This window comes from Nonomuraea sp. NPDC050556, assembly GCF_044457355.1.
Taxonomy (GTDB): Bacteria; Actinomycetota; Actinomycetes; order Streptosporangiales; family Streptosporangiaceae; genus Nonomuraea.
Genome location: NZ_JBITGU010000001.1, coordinates 2,243,034 through 2,265,095, shown reverse-complemented (window position 1 = coordinate 2,265,095; position 22,062 = coordinate 2,243,034). Strand labels below are relative to the sequence as shown.

The window sequence follows — 22,062 nt, the reverse complement described above, 5'->3', positions numbered from 1 at the left end:
TTGTGCTCTTATGTCGTACATGTCGATCATCCCCATCCCCGGGCACGAGAACGCGTGGGCGGCCGTCACCCCCCACACCTCCTACGTCTTCAGCGTCGAGCAGGGTGAGGAAGCGCGGGTCGTCCAGTGGTACTGGGGCCCGCGCCTGCCGGAAGCGGCCCTGGGCGAGGTGATCAGGCCGCGCGTGCTCGGCATCGTCACCGGCTTCCTCGACCCGGGCGACATCGACGAGATGCTCCCCGTGGACGGCGGCCGCCGCTGGGGCGTGCCGTCGCTGCAGGCCGTGTACGAGGGTGGGGTGCGCAGCGTCGAGCTGGCCTTCGACGGCGCCGAGCTGACCGGCGACACCATCGTGATCACCCTGCGCGACGTCCCCTACGGGCTCACCGTCCGGATGCACCTGCGCGTCCACGGCGACAGCGACGTCATCGAGCGCGCCGTCACCGTCACCAACGACGCGGACACCCCCACCACTGTGCAGAGGCTCGACTCGGGCAGCTGGGTCATCCCGCGCCAGGCCGGGCACCGCTACCTCGGCGCTGCCGGCGGCTGGGCGGCGGAGACGAACGTCCACGGGGGCGAGCTGCCCGTCGGTGAGACCACGTTCACCAGCAGGACCGGCACCACCTCGCACAAGGCCAACCCGTGGATCATGCTCGGTGCCGCCACCGAGACGCACGGCCAGGTCTGGACCGTCGCCCTGGCCTGGAGCGGCTCGTGGCGCCTGACCGCGCAACGCCGCCCCGAGGGCGACCTCGCCGTGACCACCGGCTTCGGTCACGAGGGTCCCGCCTGGCGGCTCGCCCCCGGCGAGTCGTTGCGCACGCCAGAAGCCCTCGGACTTTTCACCGACGGCGGGTACGGCGAAGCCTCCAGGGCGTGGCACGACTACGCCAGGAACCACGTGCTCAGCCACCCGGACGAGACCAGGCCGGTCCTCTACAACTCGTGGGAGGCCACCGCGTTCGACGTCACCGAGGAGGGCCAGCTCGACCTGGCCAGGAGGGCGGCTGCCCTCGGCGCCGAGCTGTTCGTCGTCGACGACGGCTGGTTCGGGTCGCGTACGGACGACAGGAAGGGGCTGGGTGACTGGTGGCCGAACCCCGAACGTTTCCCCGACGGCCTCACCAGGCTGTTCGACGGCGTCCGCGCGCTCGGCATGCAGGCCGGACTCTGGGTGGAGCCCGAAATGGTCAATCCCGACAGCGACCTGTACCGCAAGAACCCCGACTGGGTGCTGCACTACCCGCAGCGCCGCCGCGACACCATGCGCCACCAGTTGGTCCTCAACTTCGCCCGCTCCGACGTGCAGACCTGGGCGGTCGGCTGGCTCGACGCGCTCGTGCGCGACTACGGCCTGGCCTACCTCAAGTGGGACATGAACCGCAGCTTCAGCCAGGCGGGCCCCGACGACCTGGTGTGGATCGAGCACACCCGCGGCGTCTACGCCGTCATGGACGAGGTGCGCAGGCGCAACCCGGAGGTGCGCATCGAGTCTTGCTCGGGTGGCGGCGGGCGCGTCGACTTCGGGATGCTCCGCCGTACGGACCAGGTGTGGACCTCGGACAACACCGACGCCGACGACCGGCAGGCGATCCAGCACGGCTACTCGATGCTCTACCCGGCCGGCGCGATGTCGTGCTGGGTGACCGACAGCCCCAACCCGATCACCGGGCGGCGGGTGCCGCTGCGCTACCGCTTCCACGTCGCGATGGCCGGGGTGCTGGGCGTCGGCGGCGACCTGACCGAGTGGACCGAGGACGAGCTGCGCGAGGCCGCCGGGCACATCGCCGCCTACAAGGAGGTGCGCGAGACCGTCCAGCACGGGCGGCTGCACCGGCTGGACCGCGCGGTCCAGTACTCGCTGGGCGACCAGGTCGTCGTCCTGGCCTACGACCGCGACACCCCGTCGGCCCGCAGGGTACGGCTGGCCGGGCTCGACCCCGACGCCGTCTACGTGGCCGGGGACGGCGAGCGCAGGCACGGCCAGACCCTCATGGCGTACGGCCTGCCGTTCCCCAAGGGACCCGCCGGGTACCGGAGCGAGCTGTTCGTCCTTCGCCGCACGGTCTAGCGTGAAAGCCATGAACATCATGGAGCTGCTGGAGCAGACGAAGGACCAGGCGACGGTCGGGCGGGTCTTCGGCGAGCCCATCACCAGGGGAGATGTGACGATCATCCCGGTCGCCAAGGTCGCGCAGGGCGGCGGCGGTGGCATGGGCACGTCGAAGGACAAGGAGTTCGAGGGCGGCGGCGGGAGCGGCGGCGGGTTCGGCATCGCCGCCAAGCCGGCGGGCATCTACGTCGTCAAGGACGGCGAGGTGCACTGGAAACCCGCCGTCGACGTCAACCGCATCGTCATCGGCGGCCAGATCGTCGGCGTCATCCTGCTGCTCACCATCAGGGCGGCGATCAAGGTGATCGCCAGGAGGAAGCGCAAGTAGTCAGCCGTTGCGCAGGTCGGCCCCCTGGTTCTGGCGCAGGTCCCCGGTCTGGATGGCCCTGCTGATGTCGCTGGGGGAGACGATCCCCACCAGGCGGCCGTCGCCGTCGAGCACCACGGCGCGGCCGTCGGCGCAGCCGTTCATCCTGGGCAGCAGGTCGAGGAGCGGCTCGCCGGGCCCGGCCTGCGGCAACTCGTCCGGCGGGCAGGCGATCTCGGTCAGCGACGTGGTGGCGTGCCTGCTCTGCTCCAGGGCGCGGATGCGGTTGAGCGTCACCAGCCCGTGGAACCGCCCCTGCGCGTCGACCAGCGGGTAGGCCGACATCGGGTAACGCAGGACGACCCGGCCGATGAAGGAGAACACGCTCTCGTACGGCTCGGCCGTCACGAGGTCGCCGGACATGACGTCGGCCACGCGCAGCCCGTGCAGCTTCGTCTGCGACTCCTCGGCGGCTGCCGCGTTCACCAGGAACAGGCCGAGAACGGCCAGCCACAGCCCCTGGAAGCCGAGCCCGACCACGACCTGCAGGATCCCGAACGCGATGAGCAGGTAGCCGAACACCCGCCCGGCCCTTGCCGCGGTGACGGCGGCGAACACGCGGTCGCCGCGCCACGCCCACAGCGCGGCGCGCAGCACCCGGCCGCCGTCCAGCGGGGCGGCGGGCACCAGGTTGAACACCGCCAGCAGGAGGTTCGCGCCGCCCAGGTACAGCAGCGTGGCGCCGACCAGCCCGGGGAGCGGCAGCGACACGACCGAGAACACGACGCCGAGGGCCACGCTCGTGAGTGGCCCGGCGGCGGCGATCCGCAGGTCGGCGCCCGGCGTGCGGGGCTCGCCGCGCAGCTCGGCCACGCCGCCCAGCAGCCACAGCGTGATCCCGGCCACCTCGACGCCCTCCCGCCTGGCGACGAGGGCGTGCGCCAGCTCGTGGGCGAGCAGCGAGGCCATGAACAGCACCGCTGCCACGACGCCCGCCAGCAGGTAGGCCGAGGTGTGCGAGCCGGGGTAGTCGGCGGGGAAGCGGCCGAACGCCAGGCCGAACACCAGGATGGCGACGATGACCAGGACGGTGAGGTCGAGCCCGACGGGGATGCCGCGCACGCGGCCCAGCCGGATGGACGGGCGCATGATGCCTCCCGAGGGGGTGTCTGCCCGTCCGTATACCCCGCTAGCCTCCCGCTATGACGACATTCGCGGAGATCGCGGCTTTTGGTGGTGTGGTGATGGTGGGGGCGATGTCTCCCGGGCCTGACTTCGCTGTGGTGGTGCGGCGGTCGGCGGTCTCGGGCCGAGGGTACGGCATGGCGGCGGCCGCGGGGATCGCGGTGGGGGTGTTCTGCTGGGTGGTGGCGGCGGCGACCGGGATCGCGGCGCTGCTGGCGGCTTCGGCGGTGGCGTTCACGGTGGTGAAGGTGGTCGGGGCGGTGTATCTCGGGTACCTGGGGGTGAGGGCGTTGCTCGCGGCTCGGCGCGGGGGTGCGGTGGAGGTGGACGTGCCTTCGCGGGGTCAGCGCAGCTCGTGGGCGGCGTTCGGTGAGGGGTTGCTGACGAACGTGCTCAACCCCAAGGCGGCGCTGTTCTTCGTGGCGCTGGTGCCGCAGTTCGTGACGTCGTCGGTGTCGGTGCTGACGTTGTCGGGGATCGCGGTGGTGTTGACGGTGGTGTGGTTCGTGACCGTGGCCAACCTGGTGAGCGCGCTGCGCAGGGTCTTCGCGCGGCCCGCCGTACGCAGGGGTATGGACGGGCTGACGGGTGCGGTACTCATCGGTCTCGGCGTCAAACTGGCCCTGAGCAACGCTAAGTAAGACCCGCCCTTGGCAACGCCAAGCACCCACAATTCGCCCCGGGCACCGCAACGCTCGTGCAGCTCGCCTGAGCACGCAAAGCGCGCGCCTTCGCCGCGGGCACCGCAACGCTCGTGCAACTCACCCTGAGCACGCAAAGCGCGCGTTCGCCCCAGGCACCGCAACGCTCGTGCGGCTCGCCTTGAGACCGGCCTTGGTAACGCTGGCAGAGGTCTTTGAGAACGCTAAGAGGGCCTCACCGAATGCCCCCGCCCAGGGAGGGCCGAGAACCCCGGCGGGGAGACCCTCCCCTCTCCCTGTGCGAGGGGGAGAGGTCGCGCAGAAGGTTGTTGCTCCCCCTCCCTCAAGAACGGAGAGGTTGTGCGGGTTCGTTGGTCTTCTCCCTCACGAAGAGGGGCGGCGCGTTGTTCTGCCGGGAGTGCTAGAAGAGGGGCGGCAGGTTGTTCTGCCGAGCGGGCTAGCTGAGGCTGACGCCGAGGAGGTGGCCCAGGCCGAAGGTGACGCAGGCCGCCGCGGTGCCCAGCGCGAGTTGCCGCAGGCCGCCCAGCCACCACGGCCGCGCCGTCATCCTCGCCACCACCGCCCCGAACGTGAACAGCCCGACGAGGCTCAACACCGTCGCCACCACCATCGCCGACGCCCCGAACAGGAACGGCAGCAACGGCACCAGCGCCCCAGCCGCGAACGCGCAGAACGACGAGATCGCGGCCACGTAAGGCGAAGGCAGGTCGTCAGGGTCGACGCCGAGCTCCTCGCGCACGTGCACGCGCAACGCCCGCTCCGGGTCAGCGGACAGCCGCTCGGCCACCTTGGCCGCCAGCGCGGCGTCCAGACCGCGGGCGCGGTAGAGAGCGGCGAGCTCCTCGCGCTCACCGTCCGGGTTGCGGGCCAGCTCGCGGCGCTCCACGGCGATCTCGGCGCGCATCAGCTCGGTCTGGGACCGTACCGACGTGTACTCGCCAGCCGCCATCGAACACGCCCCCGCCGCCAGCCCGGCGAACCCGGCCAGCAGGGCGCCCTTGCCCGCGCCCGCCGCCCCCACCACGCCTGCGATCAGCGCGAAGTTGGAGACCAGGCCGTCCATCGCGCCGAACACCGCGGGGCGCAGCCAGCCGCCGGTGACGTCCCGGTGACTGTGGTGCTTCTCGGCGGAGTAGGGGGTGGCGAGATCGACGGACATGCAGCCTCCTGTTGGTGACACCTTGTCATGAAATTTAGCGGCATAGAACGCTAGTTCGCAACGAAGGAGAGGCTTGCCTGACCAGGCCGGGAACCCAAAAGAAGGGGAGGCTTGCCTGATTCGGTACGGAGAACCAAGGGGAGGCTCGTCCGGCCGGGGGCTCAGTACGGAGAACTAAGGGGACGGGCCCAGTAGGTAAAGAGACAGGGTTCCCGAAGGGCTACCACACCCGTGCACGGGAACGCCTGTCTCCACTGAGTGGGCGGCTCCGCGAAAGAGGCGCACGTCAGCACCCAGGACACTAGGTGACCGTCGGCCGTCGGGACCCTGTCAGCTGACAGGGTTGACGCATTCTTTGCCGCCAAGGGGTTGTGGCAGAAGGTAAAGCAAGATAGGCAACACGGCGCTTCACAGGCTACTGTTTCCCTACCTTCACGCACGGGACTACCACCCGGTCGCTTGCGAAGCGTCCGGCCCGGGTGAGGATGCGGCTCCGCGAACGAGGAGGCAGTGTGGCGTCCGTCATTCCCATGAGCGAGTCCCCGCGAGGCGGCGGTGGGCACGCGTGGTGAGCAGGCGAGCCCGAGCAGTGGAGGGTCCAGGGGCGGCGCCGCCAAGCGGGTGGCCGTCGCGGGGGCCGTGGCCGCCGCTCCCGCCGGGTCGGCCGTGCTCGCGTTCCGCCTCTACGAAGCCGGTGCGATCGACGGCGGCACGGCGATCGTCACCGTGGTCGTCATGACGCTGGGCACGGCGGTGGTCGCCGGAGCCGTCAAGATCGCCGCGTACATCCCCCGCTACATGCGCGAGCGCACGATCCGCGACACGACGCGCAAGCTCAACTCGAAGGACGCGATCCGGGCGCTCGAAGTCCTGTGCGAAGGCGCCACAGAGCCGGACGAGTCCCAGTGAGCCGGACAAGCCACGACGACCCAAGCCTGCCGCGAGGAGTCGGACGGGCGGGACTAACCGTGATGAGTCGCGAGGAGCGGGACGGGCCGGGGCGAACGGGGAGAGTCACGATAGGCCGGATGAGTCCCGATGGGCGGGACGGGCCGGGGCGAGCAGGGCGAGTCGGGATAAGCCGGATAGGTCGCGGTGAGCGGGATGGGCTGGGGCGAGTGGGACGAGTCCCCGTGGGCCGGATGGGTCGCGACGGGCGGGACGGGGTGCGATGAGGACTGTGCTCGTCCAGATGGAGGGGACCTCGCAGTCCTGGGCGCTGGGGCCGGGGGAGACGCTCAGCTTCGGCAGGGGTGACGTCGACGTGGTGCTCGGCGACGCCGGAGTGAGCCGCCAGGCGGGGCGCATCCACGCCATGAACGACTTCTGGATGCTCACCAACCACAGCCCGGCGAGCACGTACGTCGTGGAGAACCCGGAAGGGGGCGGCGAGTTCGTCAAGATCGCGCCGGGCCGCATGGAGGCGCCGATCCCCTTCGAGTTCGCCAGGGTCGTCATCCCGGCCGCGGCCGGGACCGTCTCGTTCCTGGTCTTCGCGCCGGAACACCACTACGCCCACCCGCCGGGCGTGGTGACCGGCGCGGCCGAGACGCAGACGACCTTTCCCATGGACCCGACGGCGAAGTACTTCCTCGTCCTGGTCGCCCTGTGCGAGCCCAGGCTGCGCGATCCGTCCACGCCGGTCATCCCGCCGCTGCCCGACGTGGCCCGGCGGACGGGGCTGAGCAGGAGCGCCGTGGGGTTCCACATCGAGTACCTGGCCAGCCAGAAGCTCAGGGTGAAGTCGCCCGGCGGGGACGCGGCGGACAAGGCTGACTGGCAGCGGGCGGCCCTGGTGAGCGTGGCGCTCCGGTTCGACCTGGTGCGTGAGGAGCACCTGAGGCTTCTCGACGCGCCCGGCTAGCCCGACCAGGAGCGCCTGACGCCCCTCGCCTTGAGGGCGCCCAGAAACCTCGGAGAGGGACATTTCCGTCTCTGGCCCGCTCATCGTGAAGGGCCCTCCGGGTGGGGCTCCCCCTCCGGGTGGGGCTCCCCCCCGGGGGAGGGGGCCGTCCGGGGAGGGGCTGTCTGGGTGAGGGGGCCCTCCGGGTGAGGGGAGGGATCGTGGGGGAGGTCCTTCTGTCGGGAGTTCCAGCGCGGGCTAGGCGGTTGTGGCCATCTCCGCCGGAGCGGGTGAGGTGGCGGTCAGGGCGGTGACGTCGTCGATGGCCGCGCGGAGCAGCCCGTGCAGCACCTCCTCGTTGTCGGTGATGCACGCCTGCACGATCCCGATCACCGACAACTGCACCGCGTTGGGCGCCGCATACCTGCGGAACCCCTTCTCGGTGATCCGCGCCGCCCGGCTGAACTTGCGCGCCTGCGCCGCCGCCAGCGGCACCTGCTCCATCGCCGCCGCACTCATGGCCGACAGCGTCCCGCCCGCCCGCCCCTCAAGACGGGCCAGCATCTCCTCGGCCGCCAGGATGGAGACCGCCAGCGCGAGCTGCCGTTCCGCCGCGGCCACCGGCAGCGCGGTCGTCGCGCAACGCAGCGCGATCGTCGCGTCGATCCTGAGGTCGTCGCCGGTGAGCCCGATGATGGACGGCACCAGCCGTACCAGCCTGCCGCGCTCGGCGTCGCCGGTGTTGTCGTTGACGAGCCTGGCCAGCGCGGCCAGCAGCGGATGGGTGCAGGCCGGGTGGTCGCTCCACCGCTCCCCGGCCAGGTAGGAGGCCAGCTCCATGAAGCAGGCTCCCTTGCGGGGGTTGCGGTGCCTGCCCTTGGAGAGTACCGGCATGTGATCAAAGTGAGAGTCCACGGATGCTCCACTGCTTCACGCGATCGCCTGTGCATTCAGTCTGCGCCGTCGGCGAGCCGTACGCCAGTGATGGGATGTTTCGCTTGACACGGCCACCTGACGAGTGGTCCCATCAACACAAAGTTAGGAAAGCTTCCTAACATCCCTCGCGGTCTTTCCCCCCAAGACGCTGGAGGATTGATGAGAATCCACCTGGCCGCAGCACTGGTGGCCGGTTTATGCCTGAGTGTCCTGAGCGCTCTCCCCGCTCAGGCCGCACCGACCCGCTATGAAGCCGAGAACGCCACGATAAATCAGGGCGCGGTGGAAGCCAACCACACCGGATACTCCGGCACCGGTTTCGTCAACGGCGACAACGTGGCGGGCAGCTACACCGAGTTCACCGTGAACGCGGCATCGGCGGGCACGGCGACCATCGCCATCCGCTACGCCAACGGCACCACGTCCAACCGCCCATCGGATGTCTCGGTCAACGGCAGCGTCGTTTCCGCCGCGCGCGCCTTCAACCCGACGACCAACTGGGACACCTGGGCCACGAGCACGCTGACGGCCCCCGTCAACGCGGGCGCCAACAAGGTCCGCCTGACCGCGTCGAGCGCGGGCGGCAACCCCAACCTGGACTTCCTCGACGTCGAGGTGGCCGCGCCGTCCAGCGACTACCAGGCAGAGAACGCCGTGATCAGCCAGGGTACGGTCGCCACGAACCACACCGGCTACACCGGGACGGGCTTCGTCGACTACACCAACATCGCGGGCTCCTACGTCGAGTTCACCGTCAACGCCACCACGGCGGGCAACTACGCCCTGGTGATCCGCTACGCCAACGGCACGACCGTCGACCGCCCGATGGACGTGTCCGTCAACGGCACGGTGACGAGTGCGGGCGTTTCCTTCCCGGCCACCGCGAACTGGGACACCTGGGCGGACAAGACCGTGCAGGCCGCGCTCATCGCGGGCGCCAACAAGGTACGGCTGACCGCCACCACCGCCAACGGCGGCCCCAACCTCGACAAGCTCAGCGCCTCCGCGCCCAGCGACACCGAGGCGCCGACCACGCCCGCGAACCTGCGCGTCGTCGGCGAGGTCAAGCCCTACTCGGTCGACCTGGCCTGGGACGCCTCCACCGACAACGTGGGCGTCGTGCAGTACAAGATCCACAACGGCGGCAACGTGATCATGACGGTGGGCGGCAACATCACCGCCATCACCGTGCCGGGCCTGACGCCCAACACCGGTTACGTGCTCAGCGTCCTGGCCTACGACCAGGCGGGCAACGCCTCGCAGGGCAGCAACAACGTCTCCATCACCACCCCGCCCAGCGACGACACCCAGGCGCCCAGCGTCCCGGCCAACCTGCGCGCCGGCAACGTCGGTTCGAGCAGCGTCACCCTCCTGTGGGACGCCTCCACCGACAACATCGGCGTCACCGGCTACAACGTCTACAAGGACGGCGTGAAGTTCGCCACCGTGCCCGACCTGACGGCCACCGCGGACGGCCTGACCGCCAACACCAGCTACTCCTTCGAGGTGGAGGCGTTCGACGCCAACGGCAACGTCTCGGCGCGCAGCACCGCCCTGCCGGTCAGGACGTCGAGCACGGCGATCGGCGGCGACCCGGTCTACGACAAGGACATCAACACCGCCTACGACCTGCCCTGGGGCATCGCGTTCCTGCCCGACGGCAGCGCCCTGGTGGCCGAGCGCGACCGCTTCGAGATCACCCGCCTGACCGCGAGCGGCACCAGGACCGTGGTCGGCAAGGTCACCGAGGCCGTCACCACCGTCGGCGAGGGCGGCCTGCTCGGCCTGGCCGTATCGCCCAACTTCGCCACCGACCACTACGTCTACGCCTACTACACCTCCTCCAGCGACAACCGGGTGGCCCGCTTCAAGTTCGAGAACAACGCGATCGGCGCCCGCGAACCCATCGTCACCGGCATCTCCAAGAACAAGTTCCACAACGGCGGCCGGATCAAGTTCGGTCCGGACGGCATGCTGTACATCACCGTCGGCGACGGCCAGACCGGCAGCAGGGCGCAGGACCTCAACTCGCTCAACGGCAAGATCCTGCGCGTCACCCCGACGGGCGCAGGAGCGCCGGGCAACCCGTTCCCGAGCGCGCCGCGCGTCTACAGCCTCGGCCACCGCAACCCGCAGGGCATCGCCTGGGACTCCCAGGGCAGGCTGTGGGAGTCGGAGTTCGGCGACGCCACGTGGGACGAGCTGAACCTCATCCAGCCGGGCAAGAACTACGGCTGGCCCAACTGTGAGGGCAGGTGCAGCAACACCGCCTACGTCAACCCGGTCCAGCAGTGGGACGTCGCCTCGGCCTCGCCGAGCGGACTGGAGATCGTCAACGACTGGATCTACATGGCGGCCGTGCGCGGCCAGCGCCTGTGGGTCATGAAGATCACCGGTAGCACCACCGACACTCCGCGCGCCTTCTTCAACGGCCGCTGGGGACGGCTGCGCACCGTCGTCAAGACCCCCGACGGCGGCCTCTGGCTCACCTCCACCAACAACGACAAGGACGGCGGCACGCCGACCGTGCTCAACAACGTGATCGTCCGGCTCAAGTTCGCCGGAGCTCCGTTCGGGCTGACCAGTACGGCGTTCGCCAACAACGGCACGATTCCCACCAAGTACACCTGCGCGCAGGACGGGGTGTCCGGCAACGACATCTCACCCCCGCTGGCCTGGACGGCCTCAGCCGGTGCGCAGAGCTACGCGATGACGCTCATCGACACCGCCAACAGCGGAAAGCACTGGGCGATCTGGGACATCCCGGCGAGCAAGCTGTCGCTGCCGGAAGGCCTCGGCCTCGGCTACGACGTGCCGAACCAGTCCCCGGCCAAGCAGAAGGCGATGGGCACGGGCAACAAGGCGCTGCAGTACTTCGGGCCCTGCCCGGGCGGCTCGACCCACAAGTACGAGTTCACGCTCTACGCCCTCGACACCGCCACGCTGCCCGGCGTGACGTCCGCCTCGACCGTGGCCCAGGTGGAGACCGCCATCCTGGCCCACGACCTGGCCAGCACCAAGCTGGCGGGAAACTCCAACGCCGGCACCTGACAGAACCGCGAACGGCCCCTCACCTCACGCATTAGCGTGGGTGAGGGGTCGTTTTGTGCGATACGGTTCGAGGCATTTGCCGCGTCTGTCGTTGATCGTTGGTTGTGGGGAGTCGGCAGTTGAGGTTGGTCCTGTTCGTCATGATGCTGGCGGCTGCCCTCGCGGGCGCCGCTCCCGCCCAAGCCGCGACGGCTGAGGAGCGGGTGGCGCTCATCGGGGTGCCCGGGCTGATGTGGTCCGACGTGGACCAGGCGGCCACGCCCAACCTGTGGCGGCTGGCGGGGGAAAGCGGGCTCGGCTCGGTCTCCGTCAAGACCGTCGGCACCACCGCCTGCCCCTACGACGCCTGGCTGACCGTCTCCTCGGGCGTGCGCTCGGCGATGGGCCAGCGGTGCGGCCTCGCGCCGCCGCCGGTCAAGAGCGGCGAGGGCGCCACCGTGGCGGAGTTCGCGACCCTGCACGGCCAGCGTGACGGGAAGTACGCGGGCACGCTCGGCACGGCCCTGCACGGGGCGGGCAAGTGCACGGCGGCGGTCGGGGCCGGTGCGGCGATGGCCCTGGCCGACACGTACGGCAAGGTCGACCTGTACGCGGACACCATCGAGCAGCTCGGCGACTGGTCGCGCTGCCAGGTGCTGGCCGCCGACATCGACACGCTGGTCAAGCCGTACCTCGACGCCCGGGGCAAGGTGGCGCAGGTGCCGGAGCAGATCTCCGCCGCCCAGCGGGCGGCATTGGTCAAGCAGGTGGACGCGCAGGTGGGCGAGGTCCTCGGCCACCTGCCCGGTGGCACCCAGGTGCTGCTGGCCGGGCTCGGCGACCACGGGTCCATGCCGCACCTGCGTACGCTCATGTGGAAGTCGGCCGGCGCCCAGGGCACCTACCTCGGCTCCACCTCCACCCGGCGGGCCGACATCGTCATCCTGCCCGACCTCACCCCCATGATCCTCAACGCGGTCGGCGTGCGGCCGCCGGACACCGTGGTCGGCGTGCAGTTCCGGCAGGGCGAACACGACGGGGTCGACGCGGCCGCCGCGCACCTGCGCCGCTCGGACCTGACCGGCACGACCGTACGGAGCACGACCGGCTACTTCTTCACCGGCTTCGCCATCTGCCAGGTCGCCTTCTACGGCATCACCTTCTTCCTGCTGTCGCGGCGCAGGAGGCTGGGCGGCATCGGGGTCGCGGCGCTGGCCGTGGCGTCGATCCCGGTCTCCACGTACCTGGTGAACCTGCTGCCGTGGGTGCGGTTCGGGTCGCCGACGGTAGCGCTCGTGGGCGGGGTGCTGGTGATCGCGGCGGCCATCCTGGCGCTCGCGACGCTCGGGCCGTGGCGGCGCCATCCCCTCGGTCCGCCTGCCGTCGTGGCGGGGATCACCGGGGCGACGCTGCTCGCCGACCTGCTGACCGGGACGACGCTGCAGTTCAACAGCCTCATGGGTTACACGGCCGTGGTCGGCGGGCGTTATTACGGCCTGGCCAACATCCCGTTCGCGTTGCTCGCCACGGCGGTGCTCATGGTGACGGCGATCGTCGCCGACCACCTCGTGCGGGTCGGGCGGCGGACGGCTGCGGTGTGGCTGGTCGCGGGGCTCGGGCTGGTGGCGATGCTGCTGGCGGGGTTCCCTGGGATCGGGAGCGACTTCGGCGGGGTGATCGCGTTCGTGCCGGGGATCGCGGTGACGGCGCTGCTGGTGGCGGGCAAGCGGGTGTCCGTGGTCAAGCTGCTGCTGTTCTGCGTCGCGGGCGGGGTCACGGTCAGCGTCATCGCGGTCCTCGACCACCTGCGGCCTGTGACCTCCCAGACGCACCTGGGCCGCTTCGTGGGTCAGGTGCTGGACGGGACGTTCATGCCGATGATCGGGCGCAAGCTCGGCGCGATGCTGAGCACGATGTTGTCGCCGAACCTCATGCCGATCGTGATCGCCGGGATCGTGTTCCTGGTCTACGCGGTCCTGCGGCCGGGGAAGGCGAGCGTGGGGGCGCTGCCGGAGGCGTTCGCGAAGGCGCCGATGCTGAAGGCCGGGCTGATCGGCGCGCTGGTCAGCGGCGTGGTGGGCATGCTGGTCAACGACTCGGGCACGGCCGTCCTCTCAATGGCTGTATCCCTGGCCGCCCCCTTGGTGCTGTACGCCGGAGTCCGCGGCCTGGCAGAGCACACCGAGACGGAGAACCCCGCAGAACCACCCCTCGAACCCGCCACCGTCCCCGCCTGACCACCCCCCACCCCCAAACATCTCCACACCTAAGCCCCAACACCCCAACATCTTGTTGGGGTGTTGGGGACATTGGATCCATGAAATTTTCTTTTAGTCCATCGTTAGGTCTTGAAAGTTGTAACCAGAGGGCGATTGAGTTCGGTCGTGCAGACCCTCCACATCGCTCTAGCGGGCGTGCTCGCGTTAACCCCACCTGCCCCCGTTGAGGACGCGCCGGACGCGTCGTCCTACCCCGCCGCTTCCACGCTGCTTGTTGCCCCCGGTGCCAAGCAGCTGGAGACGGCCAAGAAGACCAGGCCGGTGGCGCCGGGCGTCACCCTCACCTCCTTCGACCGCTACGACGCGGCGGGCTGGCTGCGCGCCGACGCGCTGTCCGCCGACCTGAGCGGCGTCAAGGCCGGATACCTCTCCTCAGGCGAGGTCTCCAAGGACGAACCCCTCTCCGGCCCAGCCAAGCGGGCCCACGCGGTGGCGGCGGTCAACGGCGACTTCTTCGACATCAACCGCTCCGGCGCCCCCCTCGGCACGGGCGTCAAGGACGGCACGCTCATGCAGTCCGCGACCGCCGGATGGGACAAGGCGGTCGCCATCACCCCCGAAGGCGTCGGCCGCGTGGTGAGCATGGCCTTCGACGGCAGCGTCACCGCCAACGGCGGGCCGCCGCTCGCGCTCACCCAGTTCAACCAGATCGTCCAGCAGAACGGCATCGCCCTGTTCACCCCGCTCTGGGGTTCCTACAACCGGGCACGCGCCGTAGAGGGTGCCGCCAGGGTGACCGAGGTCGTCGCCGTCGACGCCAAGGTGACCGAGGTACGGACCACAGCCGGCACCGGCCCGATTCCCGCGGGCACCACGATCCTGCTCGGCCGCGACACCGGCGCGGACGCCCTGGCCGCGCTCAAGCCCGGCGACGTCCTCGACGTGAAATACCAGCCCAAGGCGTCGGACGGCAAGGCCGTCGACACCGCGGTCAGCGGCAGCTACGTCCTGGTCAAGGACGGCGCCGTGCAGAACTCCGCCGACCCGGCCGCGCACCCGCGCACCGCCGTCGGCTTCTCCGCCGACGGCAGGAAGATGTTCCTGCTGACCGTCGACGGCCGCCAGGTCGACAGCCGCGGCGTCACGCTCAACGAGCTGGCCGCGATGATGGTCGAGCTCGGCGCCGCCAACGCGCTGAACCTCGACGGCGGCGGCTCCTCCACGATGCTCGCCCGCGAGCCGGGCTCGGCCGACGTGCAGGTGGAGAACGCCCCGTCCGACGGCGGCGAGCGCCCGGTCCCCAACGGCCTGGCTCTCTACGCCCCCGAGGGCAGCGGCAAGCTCAAGGGCTTCTGGCTCGAGACCGCCACCGACCCGGCCAAGGCGCCCGGCGTCGGCCCCGTCTCCGGCGGGCGTCCCGAGCGCGTCTTCCCCGGCCTGTCCCGCAGGCTGACCGCCGCCGGATACGACGAGACGTACGGCCCGGCCTCCGGCGCCCCGATCTGGCGCTCCAGCCCGGCGGTGCACGGCGTCGTGGACGGCAAGTCCGTCTTCCACGCCCTCGTCCCCGGCCAGACCACCGTCACCGCGGCCCGCGGCGCGGCCAAGGGCACGATCGGGCTCACCGTACTCCAGCCGCTGACCCGCCTCGGCGCGACGGCCGACAAGGTCAGCCTGTCCGGCCAGGACGGCACCGGCACGTTCGGCGTCGTCGGCTACGACCGCAACGGCAACTCCGCGCCCATCGAGCCGGCGGACGTGAAGCTGAGCTACGACGGGGCGTTGTTCGAGGTCACCCCGACCGAGCAGGGCTTCTTCACCGTGAAGGCCAAGCAGGCTTCCGGCTCCGGCCTGATCACCGCGAAGGTGGGAGGGGCCAGCGTCGCCGTACCCGTCGTCATCGGGTTCGTCGAGACGCCCGTCGCCGACTTCGAGAACGCCGCGTCCTGGACGTTCGCCGCCGCCCGCGCCACCGGCTCGCTGTCGGCCGCGCCCGGCCAGAGCGGCGGCGGGCTGAAGCTGGCCTACGACTTCACCCAGTCGACCGCCACCCGCGCCGCCTACGCCTCGCCGCCGCAACAGCTCGTGGTGCCCGGCCAGCCGCAGGCGTTCGGACTGTGGATCAACTCCACCGGCAAGGGGGAGTGGCCGAGCCTGGAGTTCTACGACGCCCAGGGGCAGTCGCAGATCCTGCGCGGGCCGTACATGACCTGGACGGGCTGGAAGTTCGTCGAGTTCACCGTGCCGCCCGGCGTCAGCTACCCGCTCAAGCTGCGGCGCTTCTACGTGGCCGAGACCAGGGCGGACACGAAGTACACCAACGAGATCCTCATCGACGGGCTCGTCGCCAAGGTGCCGCCGTCCATCGAGACGCCGCCCGCGCAGAAGGTGGCCGACCCGGTCGTGCGGGCGAGCGTCGACGGCCAGCAGTGGCGCTTCGCCGTCATGTCGGACGCGCAGTTCGTCGCCCGCGACCCCGGCAGCGACATCGTGAAGAACGCCCGCCGTACGCTCCAGGAGATCAAGGCGGCCAAGCCCGACTTCCTGCTCATCAACGGCGACCTCGTGGACGAGGCGTCGCCGGAGGACTTCGCGCTGGCCAAGCGGATCCTCGACGAGGAGCTCAAGGGCGAGCTGCCCTACCACTACATCCCCGGCAACCACGAGGTGATGGGCGGGAAGATCGACAACTTCCGCGCGGTGTTCGGCGACACCTACGGCACCTTCGACCACAAGGGCACCAGGTTCGTCACCCTCGACACCTCCAGGCTGAACCTGCGCGGCGGCGGCTTCGAACAGGTCGCGCTGCTCAAGGACCAGCTCGACGCCGCGGCCAAGGACGCCGCCGTCGGATCCGTCGCGGTGCTGTTCCACGTGCCGCCGCGCGACCCCACGCCCGGCAAGGGCAGCCAGCTCGGCGACCGCAAGGAGGCGGCGCTGGTCGAGGGGTGGCTGGCCGACTTCCAGCGCGAGACGGGCAAGGGCGCCGCCTACATCGGGGCGCACGTCGGCACCTTCCACGCCTCCCGGGTGGACGCCGTGCCGTACGTCATCAACGGCAACTCGGGCAAGAACCCGGCCACGGCCGCCGACGACGGCGGGTTCACCGGCTGGTCGCTGTGGGGCGTCGACCCGGTGTCGGCGCGCGAGGCCGAGCACGTGCGGCGCAACTGGTTCGTCGACGCGCCGACCTGGATCGGGACGCAGATCAGGCCGCACGTCGACGAGCTGACCCTGACCGCTCCGGCGTCCGTCGCGGTGGGTTCGTCGGCCAAGGTCGCGGCCGAGCTCAAGCAGGGCACGCGGGTCGTCCCGGCCGCCTACCCGGTCTCGGCGCAGTGGTCCGGTTCGTCCAACGTGCACGTCGGTTCCCGCTCCGGCGCCAAGCCGTGGGACGTCGCCGTGCTCGACCCGGCCACCGGCACGCTGACCGCGCTCCGCAAGGGGCAGATCACCGTCGCGGTCACCGTCAGCGGCGTGAAGAAGGAGGCGGCCGTCGAGCTGACCCGCTGAGCCGTGCGATTCCCGCCGCCTTCGGGCGGCGGGAATGTGCGGAAAAGCAAAGGAGTCGTAAATAATCTTCCCATGTCACTGCGCGCCGAGGACCCCGCGAACATCGGCGAGTACGTCCTGCGCGGGCGCCTCGGGCAGGGTGGTCAGGGCGCCGTCTACCTCGGCGCCGGGCCTGGCGGGGAGCTCGTCGCGATCAAGTGGCTGCACCCCCATCTGACCGACGACACGGTCGCCGCCGAGCGCTTCGCCCGCGAGGCCGCCGTCGCCCTGCGCGTCGCTCCCTTCTGTACGGCCAAGCTGATCGCGACCGGTGTCCAGAGCGGGCGACCGTACCTGGTCAGCGAGTACGTGGACGGGCCCTCGCTGCACCACGTGGTCAGGGAGCAGGGGCCGCGCACCGGGGCGTCGCTGCACCGGCTGGCCATCGGGACGGCGACCGCGCTGGCGGCGATCCACCAGGCGGGGGTGGTGCACCGGGACTTCAGCCCGTCGAACGTGCTGCTGGCCTCGGACGGGCCGCGGGTGATCGATTTCGGGATCGCGCGGGCGCTGGAGGGGACGTCCACGATCACGTCCACGCCCATGGGGACGCCCGCTTACATGGCGCCCGAGCAGATCATGGGGGCCGGGGTGGGGCCCGCGACGGACATGTTCGCGTGGGCCAGCACGATCGTGTTCGCGGCCAGCGGGAACGCGCCGTTCGTGGCGCCTTCTGTGCCTGCGGTGATCAACCGGGTGCTGAACACGGAGGCGGACCTGTCGGTGCTGGACGGGGACCTGCGGGAGCTCGTGGCGGCCTGCCTGTCGAAGAACCCGGGGGTACGGCCCACGGCGGAGCAGGTCCTCATGCGCCTCCTCCGCACCCCGGTCCAGCCCTCCTCGCAGCCTTTCCAGCGGCCCCTATCGCAGCCCCAGACCTCGTGGCCGAGCCCGGCAGGCCCGTCCACGCCGCCGACCCACCCCCAGCACCACACCGGGCAGGCGCAGGGCGCGTCCTTGGGGCAGTCGCCGGCCGGGGGTTCCTCTGGTGGGGCGCGGCGGGGGTGGGTGATCGCGGCGGTGGCGGCGCTGGTGGCCGTCAGCCTGACCGCGCTCGCCGTGGTGCTCACCCTGCGCGGCGGCACCGACACGGCCACCACCGCCTCGCCCAGCCACACCGCCCCCACCGCGCGCACGCCGTCCGCTTCGCCGTCCAGGACGGAGAAGCCCGTCAAGACCGTGCTGCCGGACGCCAGGGCCACCCTCTACGAACGGCCGTCCGACCCGGTCGTGCTCACCGCCTACTCCTTCGAGAAGGACAAGTGGGTCGACCACGCCCGAGCCTCGCTGACCGGGTCGTTCAAGGCGTACCCCAACCACATGGACGCCAGGCTCTCCCCGGACGGCCGCTACCTGGCCACCAGGACCAAGACCTACACCGCGGCCCAACGGGACAGCATCCAGCTCACCGACCACGAGACCGGCGACGTGACCGTGGTGGAGACCGCCAAGGAGCCGCTGCAGTCGGTGGTGGAGGTGTGGTCGCGCGACAGCACCAAGCTGCTGCTCAACGTCGGGCGCAACATCAGCGGCAAGTGGCACACCAGCGGCTACGCCGTGATCACCGTCGGCCGGAAGGACGCCAGGCTGGTCACGTTGAAGGGACTGCCGCGCGACACGGACTTCGGCTTCGACCCGGCCGGGACCGGGATCGTCGCGCTGAGCAGCTCGGCGTCGCGCCAGACGATGCGCTTCTACGACCTGGACGGCAGGCAGAGGCGGACGCTCGCGAACGTGGGGGGCGGGTACGCCAAGGACCTGTTCTCGCCGTCTGGCCGGTTGTTCGCGACGGACTGCCCGGGGATGTCGAGCAGCGACCACTGCGTCTTCGACGCCACGTCCGGGGGCGAGCAGGCCAGGTTCGCCTCGTCGTGCGACTACCAGGAGGGGTGGTACGACGAGAAGCACCTGCTGTGCTGGGGCGAGGACAGCAAGCAGTTCGTCGTCGTCGACTTCGAGGGCAACGTGGTGCGCGTCCTCGCCGACGTCCCGACCGGCGTAGGCGACCACCTGACCTTCTACTGGGCCCACCGCACCCCCTGACCCCGCCGGGCAAGGGGGCCAAGGTGTTGAGGTGTGTTGGTTGTCGTCCACGGCCGCGCGGGCGCGGATCCTCGCACGGGGGGACCGTGGGCGCAGGAGGATTGCCCTCCATGGGGGCCCTCTGTGTGTGAGGGGGTGTTTCGGTGGTTGAGATCGTGCTTTCAGGAGTGGGGGTCTGCGTGGCATCCTCCTGAGGTGATGCCGTGATGACAAAGGATGATTTTTGATGCTTTTTGAGGGTTTCTCTCCCGGCTCTGGTCGCCTGGCCCCGCGGGCCGCGCTCGCCTCCGATGCGCCGTCCGTCGATCTCAACGGCACCTGGCGCTTCCGGCTCGCCCCTCCAGGAACGACCGAGGCCGTCGAAGACCCCCTCTATGACGACGCGGCCTGGGACGACATCCCGGTGCCCTCCCACTGGCCGCTCCAGGGGTACGGCGAGCCCATCTACACCAACGTGTCCTTCCCGTTCCCCATCGACCCCCCGCACGTCCCCGACGACAACCCCGTGGGTGAGTACCGCCGCACCTTCGACCTCCCCGAGGGCTGGCAGGGCGGGCGGTTGCGCTTCGAGGGTGTCGACTCCTTCGCCCAGGCCTGGCTCAACGGCCACGAGCTCGGCTGGTGGACCGGCAGCCGCCTCCCCGCCGAGTTCGACGCCACGCCGTACCTCCGGCCGGGCAGGAACGTGCTGGCCGTCCGCGTGCACCAGTGGTCGGCCGCCAGCTACCTCGAAGATCAGGACATGTGGTGGCTCCCCGGCATCTTCCGCGACGTCACCCTCACCCGGTCCAGCGCCGACGTCTTCGTCCACGCGTCCTACGAGAACGGCATGGGCACGCTGAGCTTCGAGGGCGCGGGCAGGCTGACCGTCGAGGAGCTGGGCCTCGACCTGAACGAGGGCGAGACGGCCGAGGTCCGGGTCGAACCGTGGTCGGCCGAGGAGCCCAGGCTGTACGACGCGGTGTTCACGACCGCCACCGAGTCCGTACGGCTGCGCGTAGGCTTCCGCACCGTCGGCTGGCAGGACGGCGTGCTCACAGCCAACGGCAAGCCCCTGCTGCTCAAGGGCGTCAACAGGCACGAGTTCCACCCGGACCACGGCAGGGCCGTGCCGTACGAGACGATGGTCGAGGACGTGCTGCTCATGAAGCGGCACAACGTCAACGCCGTCCGCACCAGCCACTACCCGCCGCACCCCGCCTTCCTCGACCTGTGCGACGAGTACGGCCTGTGGGTGATCGACGAGTGTGACCTGGAAACCCATGGTTTCGGGCAGATCGACTGGCGCGGCAACCCCTCCGACGACCCGCGCTGGGAGGCGGCGCTGCTCGACCGCATGGAACGCATGGTCGAACGCGACAAGAACCACCCGAGCATCATCATGTGGTCACTCGGCAACGAGGCGGGCGTCGGCCGCAACCTGGCGGCCATGGCGACATGGGCGCGCGAGCGGGACGCCTCCCGCCCGATCCACTACGAGGGCGACCTGACCTGCGCCTACACCGACGTGTACAGCCGCATGTATGCCCACCCCGACGAGGTGGAGCTGATCGGGCGCCGCGAGGAGGAGCCGCTGGACGACCCGGAGCTCGACGCCCGGCGCAGGGGCCTGCCGTTCCTGCTGTGCGAGTACGCGCACGCGATGGGCAACGGGCCCGGCGGGCTGTCCGACTACCAGGCGCTGTTCGAGCGGCACCCGCGCCTGGCGGGCGGGTTCATCTGGGAGTGGATCGACCACGGCATCACCCACCCGGAGTTCGGCTACGCCTACGGCGGCGACTTCGGCGAGCCGGTGCACGACGGCAACTTCGTCGTCGACGGGCTCGTCTTCCCCGACCGCACCCCCTCGCCCGGCCTGCTGGACCTGAAGGCGGTCTACCAGCCGGTCGGATTCGCGGCCGCCGACGGCGTCCTGACCGTGCGCAACGGCTACGACCACCGCGACCTGTCGCACCTGCGCTTCCTGGTGACCAGGGAGGTGGAGGGCGTGGCCGGCGAGGCGGTCGAGCTGGACGTACCGGCTGGGGGCGGCGAGGTGAAGCTGCCGCCGACGGCGGCGGGCGACGGCGAGACGTGGCTGACGGTCCGCGCCGTCCTGGCCGCCGACCAGCCCTGGGCCCCTGAGGGCCACGAGGTGGCCTGGGGCCAGGCACGGCTCACCCCCGAGGCCGGACAACCCCACGCGAAAGCAACCACCGTTGTACGGCGTGGCGGCACGAAGGGCGAGTTCTCGCTGGGCGAGGCGGTCTTCGACGGGCTCACCGGGCGGCTCACCCGCCTGTTCGGCCTGGATGTCGACGGCCCCAGGCTGGACGTGTGGCGCGCGCCCACCGACAACGACAAGGGCGCCGGGCTCGACTGGCACTGGCGCATGATGGGCCTGCAGCGCCTCACCCACCGCACCGACGCCGTCGACCGCGCCGGCGGCCGGGTCACGGTGCACGGCCGGGTGGCGCCCGCCGCCTCCGACCTCGGCCTGCGCACCACGTTCGCCTGGGAGGAGGTCGAGGGCGGCGGCCTCGCCCTGACCCTGCACGTCGTGCCCGAGGGGGAGTGGAAGCACCCGATCCCGCGCCTCGGCCTGGCCTTCACCCTGCCGGACACGCCCGGCGAGGTGACCTGGTTCGGCCGCGGCCCCGGCGAGGCGTACCTCGACACGGGCGCGGCGGCCAGGGTCGGCCGGTGGTCCATGGAGGTGGACGACATGCAGACGCCGTACATCTTCCCCCAGGAGAACGGTCACCGCGCCGACGTGCGGTGGGCGGAGCTCGCCGGGCTGCGGGTGGAGGGCGCGCCGACCTTCGGGCTGACCGTCAGGCGCTGGACGAGCGCCGCCCTGGACCGGGCCAGGCACCTCCCGGACCTGCGGCCGGACGGCAACGTGCACCTGACGCTGGACGCCGCCCAGCACGGCATCGGCACCGCGTCCTGCGGCCCGGCCGCCCTCCCGCAGTACGAGCTGCACGCGAAGGAGACCACCCTCCGCCTCACCTTCCGCCGCGCATAGGAG

At 70.7% G+C, this 22,062-nt stretch carries 13 protein-coding genes; 10 read left to right on the top strand and 3 right to left on the bottom strand.

Annotated features, from left to right (window positions below):
- Positions 1–19 precede the first annotated feature (19 nt).
- Positions 20–2,074 (top strand): alpha-galactosidase, encoded by a 2,055-nt coding sequence (locus ACIBG8_RS11160; RefSeq protein ID WP_397342510.1) that lies wholly within the window; start codon positions 20–22, stop codon positions 2,072–2,074.
- A 10-nt stretch (positions 2,075–2,084) separates the two neighbouring features.
- The gene (locus ACIBG8_RS11155; protein ID WP_397342509.1) at positions 2,085–2,444 is read left to right on the top strand and encodes a spore germination protein GerW family protein; all 360 of its coding nucleotides are present in this window, start codon (positions 2,085–2,087) and stop codon (positions 2,442–2,444) included.
- On the opposite strand, the gene ACIBG8_RS11150 is transcribed toward ACIBG8_RS11155, so the two are convergent.
- The gene (locus ACIBG8_RS11150; RefSeq protein ID WP_397342508.1) at positions 2,445–3,572 is read right to left on the bottom strand and encodes a site-2 protease family protein; all 1,128 of its coding nucleotides are present in this window, start codon (positions 3,570–3,572) and stop codon (positions 2,445–2,447) included.
- A 53-nt stretch (positions 3,573–3,625) separates the two neighbouring features.
- On the opposite strand from ACIBG8_RS11150, the gene ACIBG8_RS11145 reads away from it, so the two are divergent.
- Positions 3,626–4,249: a LysE family translocator gene (locus ACIBG8_RS11145; protein ID WP_397342507.1), complete on the top strand. Its 624-nt coding sequence runs from the start codon at positions 3,626–3,628 to the stop codon at positions 4,247–4,249.
- A gap of 457 nt (positions 4,250–4,706) precedes the next feature.
- On the opposite strand, the gene ACIBG8_RS11140 is transcribed toward ACIBG8_RS11145, so the two are convergent.
- Positions 4,707–5,429, bottom strand: a complete 723-nt coding sequence (locus tag ACIBG8_RS11140; RefSeq protein ID WP_397342506.1) for a VIT1/CCC1 transporter family protein — start codon at positions 5,427–5,429, stop codon at positions 4,707–4,709.
- 555 nt (positions 5,430–5,984) lie between these two features.
- Between ACIBG8_RS11140 and ACIBG8_RS11135 the strand changes: the two genes are divergently transcribed.
- Together ACIBG8_RS11135 and ACIBG8_RS11130 are read left to right on the top strand one after the other, a co-directional pair.
- Positions 5,985–6,338 (top strand): hypothetical protein, encoded by a 354-nt coding sequence (locus tag ACIBG8_RS11135; RefSeq protein ID WP_397342504.1) that lies wholly within the window; start codon positions 5,985–5,987, stop codon positions 6,336–6,338.
- Between the two features lie 262 nt (positions 6,339–6,600).
- On the top strand, positions 6,601–7,293 hold the full coding sequence (locus ACIBG8_RS11130) for a winged helix-turn-helix domain-containing protein (RefSeq protein WP_397342503.1): 693 nt from the start codon (positions 6,601–6,603) through the stop codon (positions 7,291–7,293).
- Between the two features lie 237 nt (positions 7,294–7,530).
- On the opposite strand, the gene ACIBG8_RS11125 is transcribed toward ACIBG8_RS11130, so the two are convergent.
- On the bottom strand, positions 7,531–8,166 hold the full coding sequence (locus tag ACIBG8_RS11125) for a hypothetical protein (RefSeq protein ID WP_397342501.1): 636 nt from the start codon (positions 8,164–8,166) through the stop codon (positions 7,531–7,533).
- Positions 8,167–8,367: 201 nt separating this feature from the next.
- Between ACIBG8_RS11125 and ACIBG8_RS11120 the strand changes: the two genes are divergently transcribed.
- The 5 genes from ACIBG8_RS11120 (at position 8,368) to ACIBG8_RS11100 (ending at position 22,059) form a co-directional block, all read left to right on the top strand.
- Positions 8,368–11,259, top strand: coding sequence for a YbhB/YbcL family Raf kinase inhibitor-like protein (locus tag ACIBG8_RS11120; protein ID WP_397342500.1), 2,892 nt, complete (start codon positions 8,368–8,370; stop codon positions 11,257–11,259).
- 119 nt (positions 11,260–11,378) lie between these two features.
- Positions 11,379–13,475 (top strand): hypothetical protein, encoded by a 2,097-nt coding sequence (locus tag ACIBG8_RS11115; protein WP_397342498.1) that lies wholly within the window; start codon positions 11,379–11,381, stop codon positions 13,473–13,475.
- 147 nt (positions 13,476–13,622) lie between these two features.
- On the top strand, positions 13,623–16,970 hold the full coding sequence (locus ACIBG8_RS11110) for a phosphodiester glycosidase family protein (RefSeq protein WP_397342497.1): 3,348 nt from the start codon (positions 13,623–13,625) through the stop codon (positions 16,968–16,970).
- Between the two features lie 72 nt (positions 16,971–17,042).
- Positions 17,043–19,052: a serine/threonine protein kinase gene (locus tag ACIBG8_RS11105; RefSeq protein ID WP_397342495.1), complete on the top strand. Its 2,010-nt coding sequence runs from the start codon at positions 17,043–17,045 to the stop codon at positions 19,050–19,052.
- Between the two features lie 226 nt (positions 19,053–19,278).
- Positions 19,279–22,059 carry a glycoside hydrolase family 2 TIM barrel-domain containing protein gene (locus ACIBG8_RS11100; protein WP_397342494.1) on the top strand — a complete coding sequence of 927 codons (2,781 nt, stop codon included), beginning with the start codon at positions 19,279–19,281 and terminating at the stop codon, positions 22,057–22,059.
- Positions 22,060–22,062: the final 3 nt, after the last annotated feature.

What these genes read in the sequence shown, in the direction of transcription:
- ACIBG8_RS11160 (WP_397342510.1), top strand. Translation starts at nt 20, where the DNA reads ATGTCGATCATCCCCATCCCCGGGCACGAGAACGCGTGGGCGGCCGTC.
- ACIBG8_RS11155 (WP_397342509.1), top strand. Translation starts at nt 2,085, where the DNA reads ATGAACATCATGGAGCTGCTGGAGCAGACGAAGGACCAGGCGACGGTC.
- ACIBG8_RS11150 (WP_397342508.1), bottom strand. Translation starts at nt 3,572, where the DNA reads ATGCGCCCGTCCATCCGGCTGGGCCGCGTGCGCGGCATCCCCGTCGGG.
- ACIBG8_RS11145 (WP_397342507.1), top strand. Translation starts at nt 3,626, where the DNA reads ATGACGACATTCGCGGAGATCGCGGCTTTTGGTGGTGTGGTGATGGTG.
- ACIBG8_RS11140 (WP_397342506.1), bottom strand. Translation starts at nt 5,429, where the DNA reads ATGTCCGTCGATCTCGCCACCCCCTACTCCGCCGAGAAGCACCACAGT.
- ACIBG8_RS11130 (WP_397342503.1), top strand. Translation starts at nt 6,601, where the DNA reads ATGAGGACTGTGCTCGTCCAGATGGAGGGGACCTCGCAGTCCTGGGCG.
- ACIBG8_RS11125 (WP_397342501.1), bottom strand. Translation starts at nt 8,166, where the DNA reads ATGCCGGTACTCTCCAAGGGCAGGCACCGCAACCCCCGCAAGGGAGCC.
- ACIBG8_RS11120 (WP_397342500.1), top strand. Translation starts at nt 8,368, where the DNA reads ATGAGAATCCACCTGGCCGCAGCACTGGTGGCCGGTTTATGCCTGAGT.
- ACIBG8_RS11105 (WP_397342495.1), top strand. Translation starts at nt 17,043, where the DNA reads ATGTCACTGCGCGCCGAGGACCCCGCGAACATCGGCGAGTACGTCCTG.
- ACIBG8_RS11100 (WP_397342494.1), top strand. Translation starts at nt 19,279, where the DNA reads ATGCTTTTTGAGGGTTTCTCTCCCGGCTCTGGTCGCCTGGCCCCGCGG.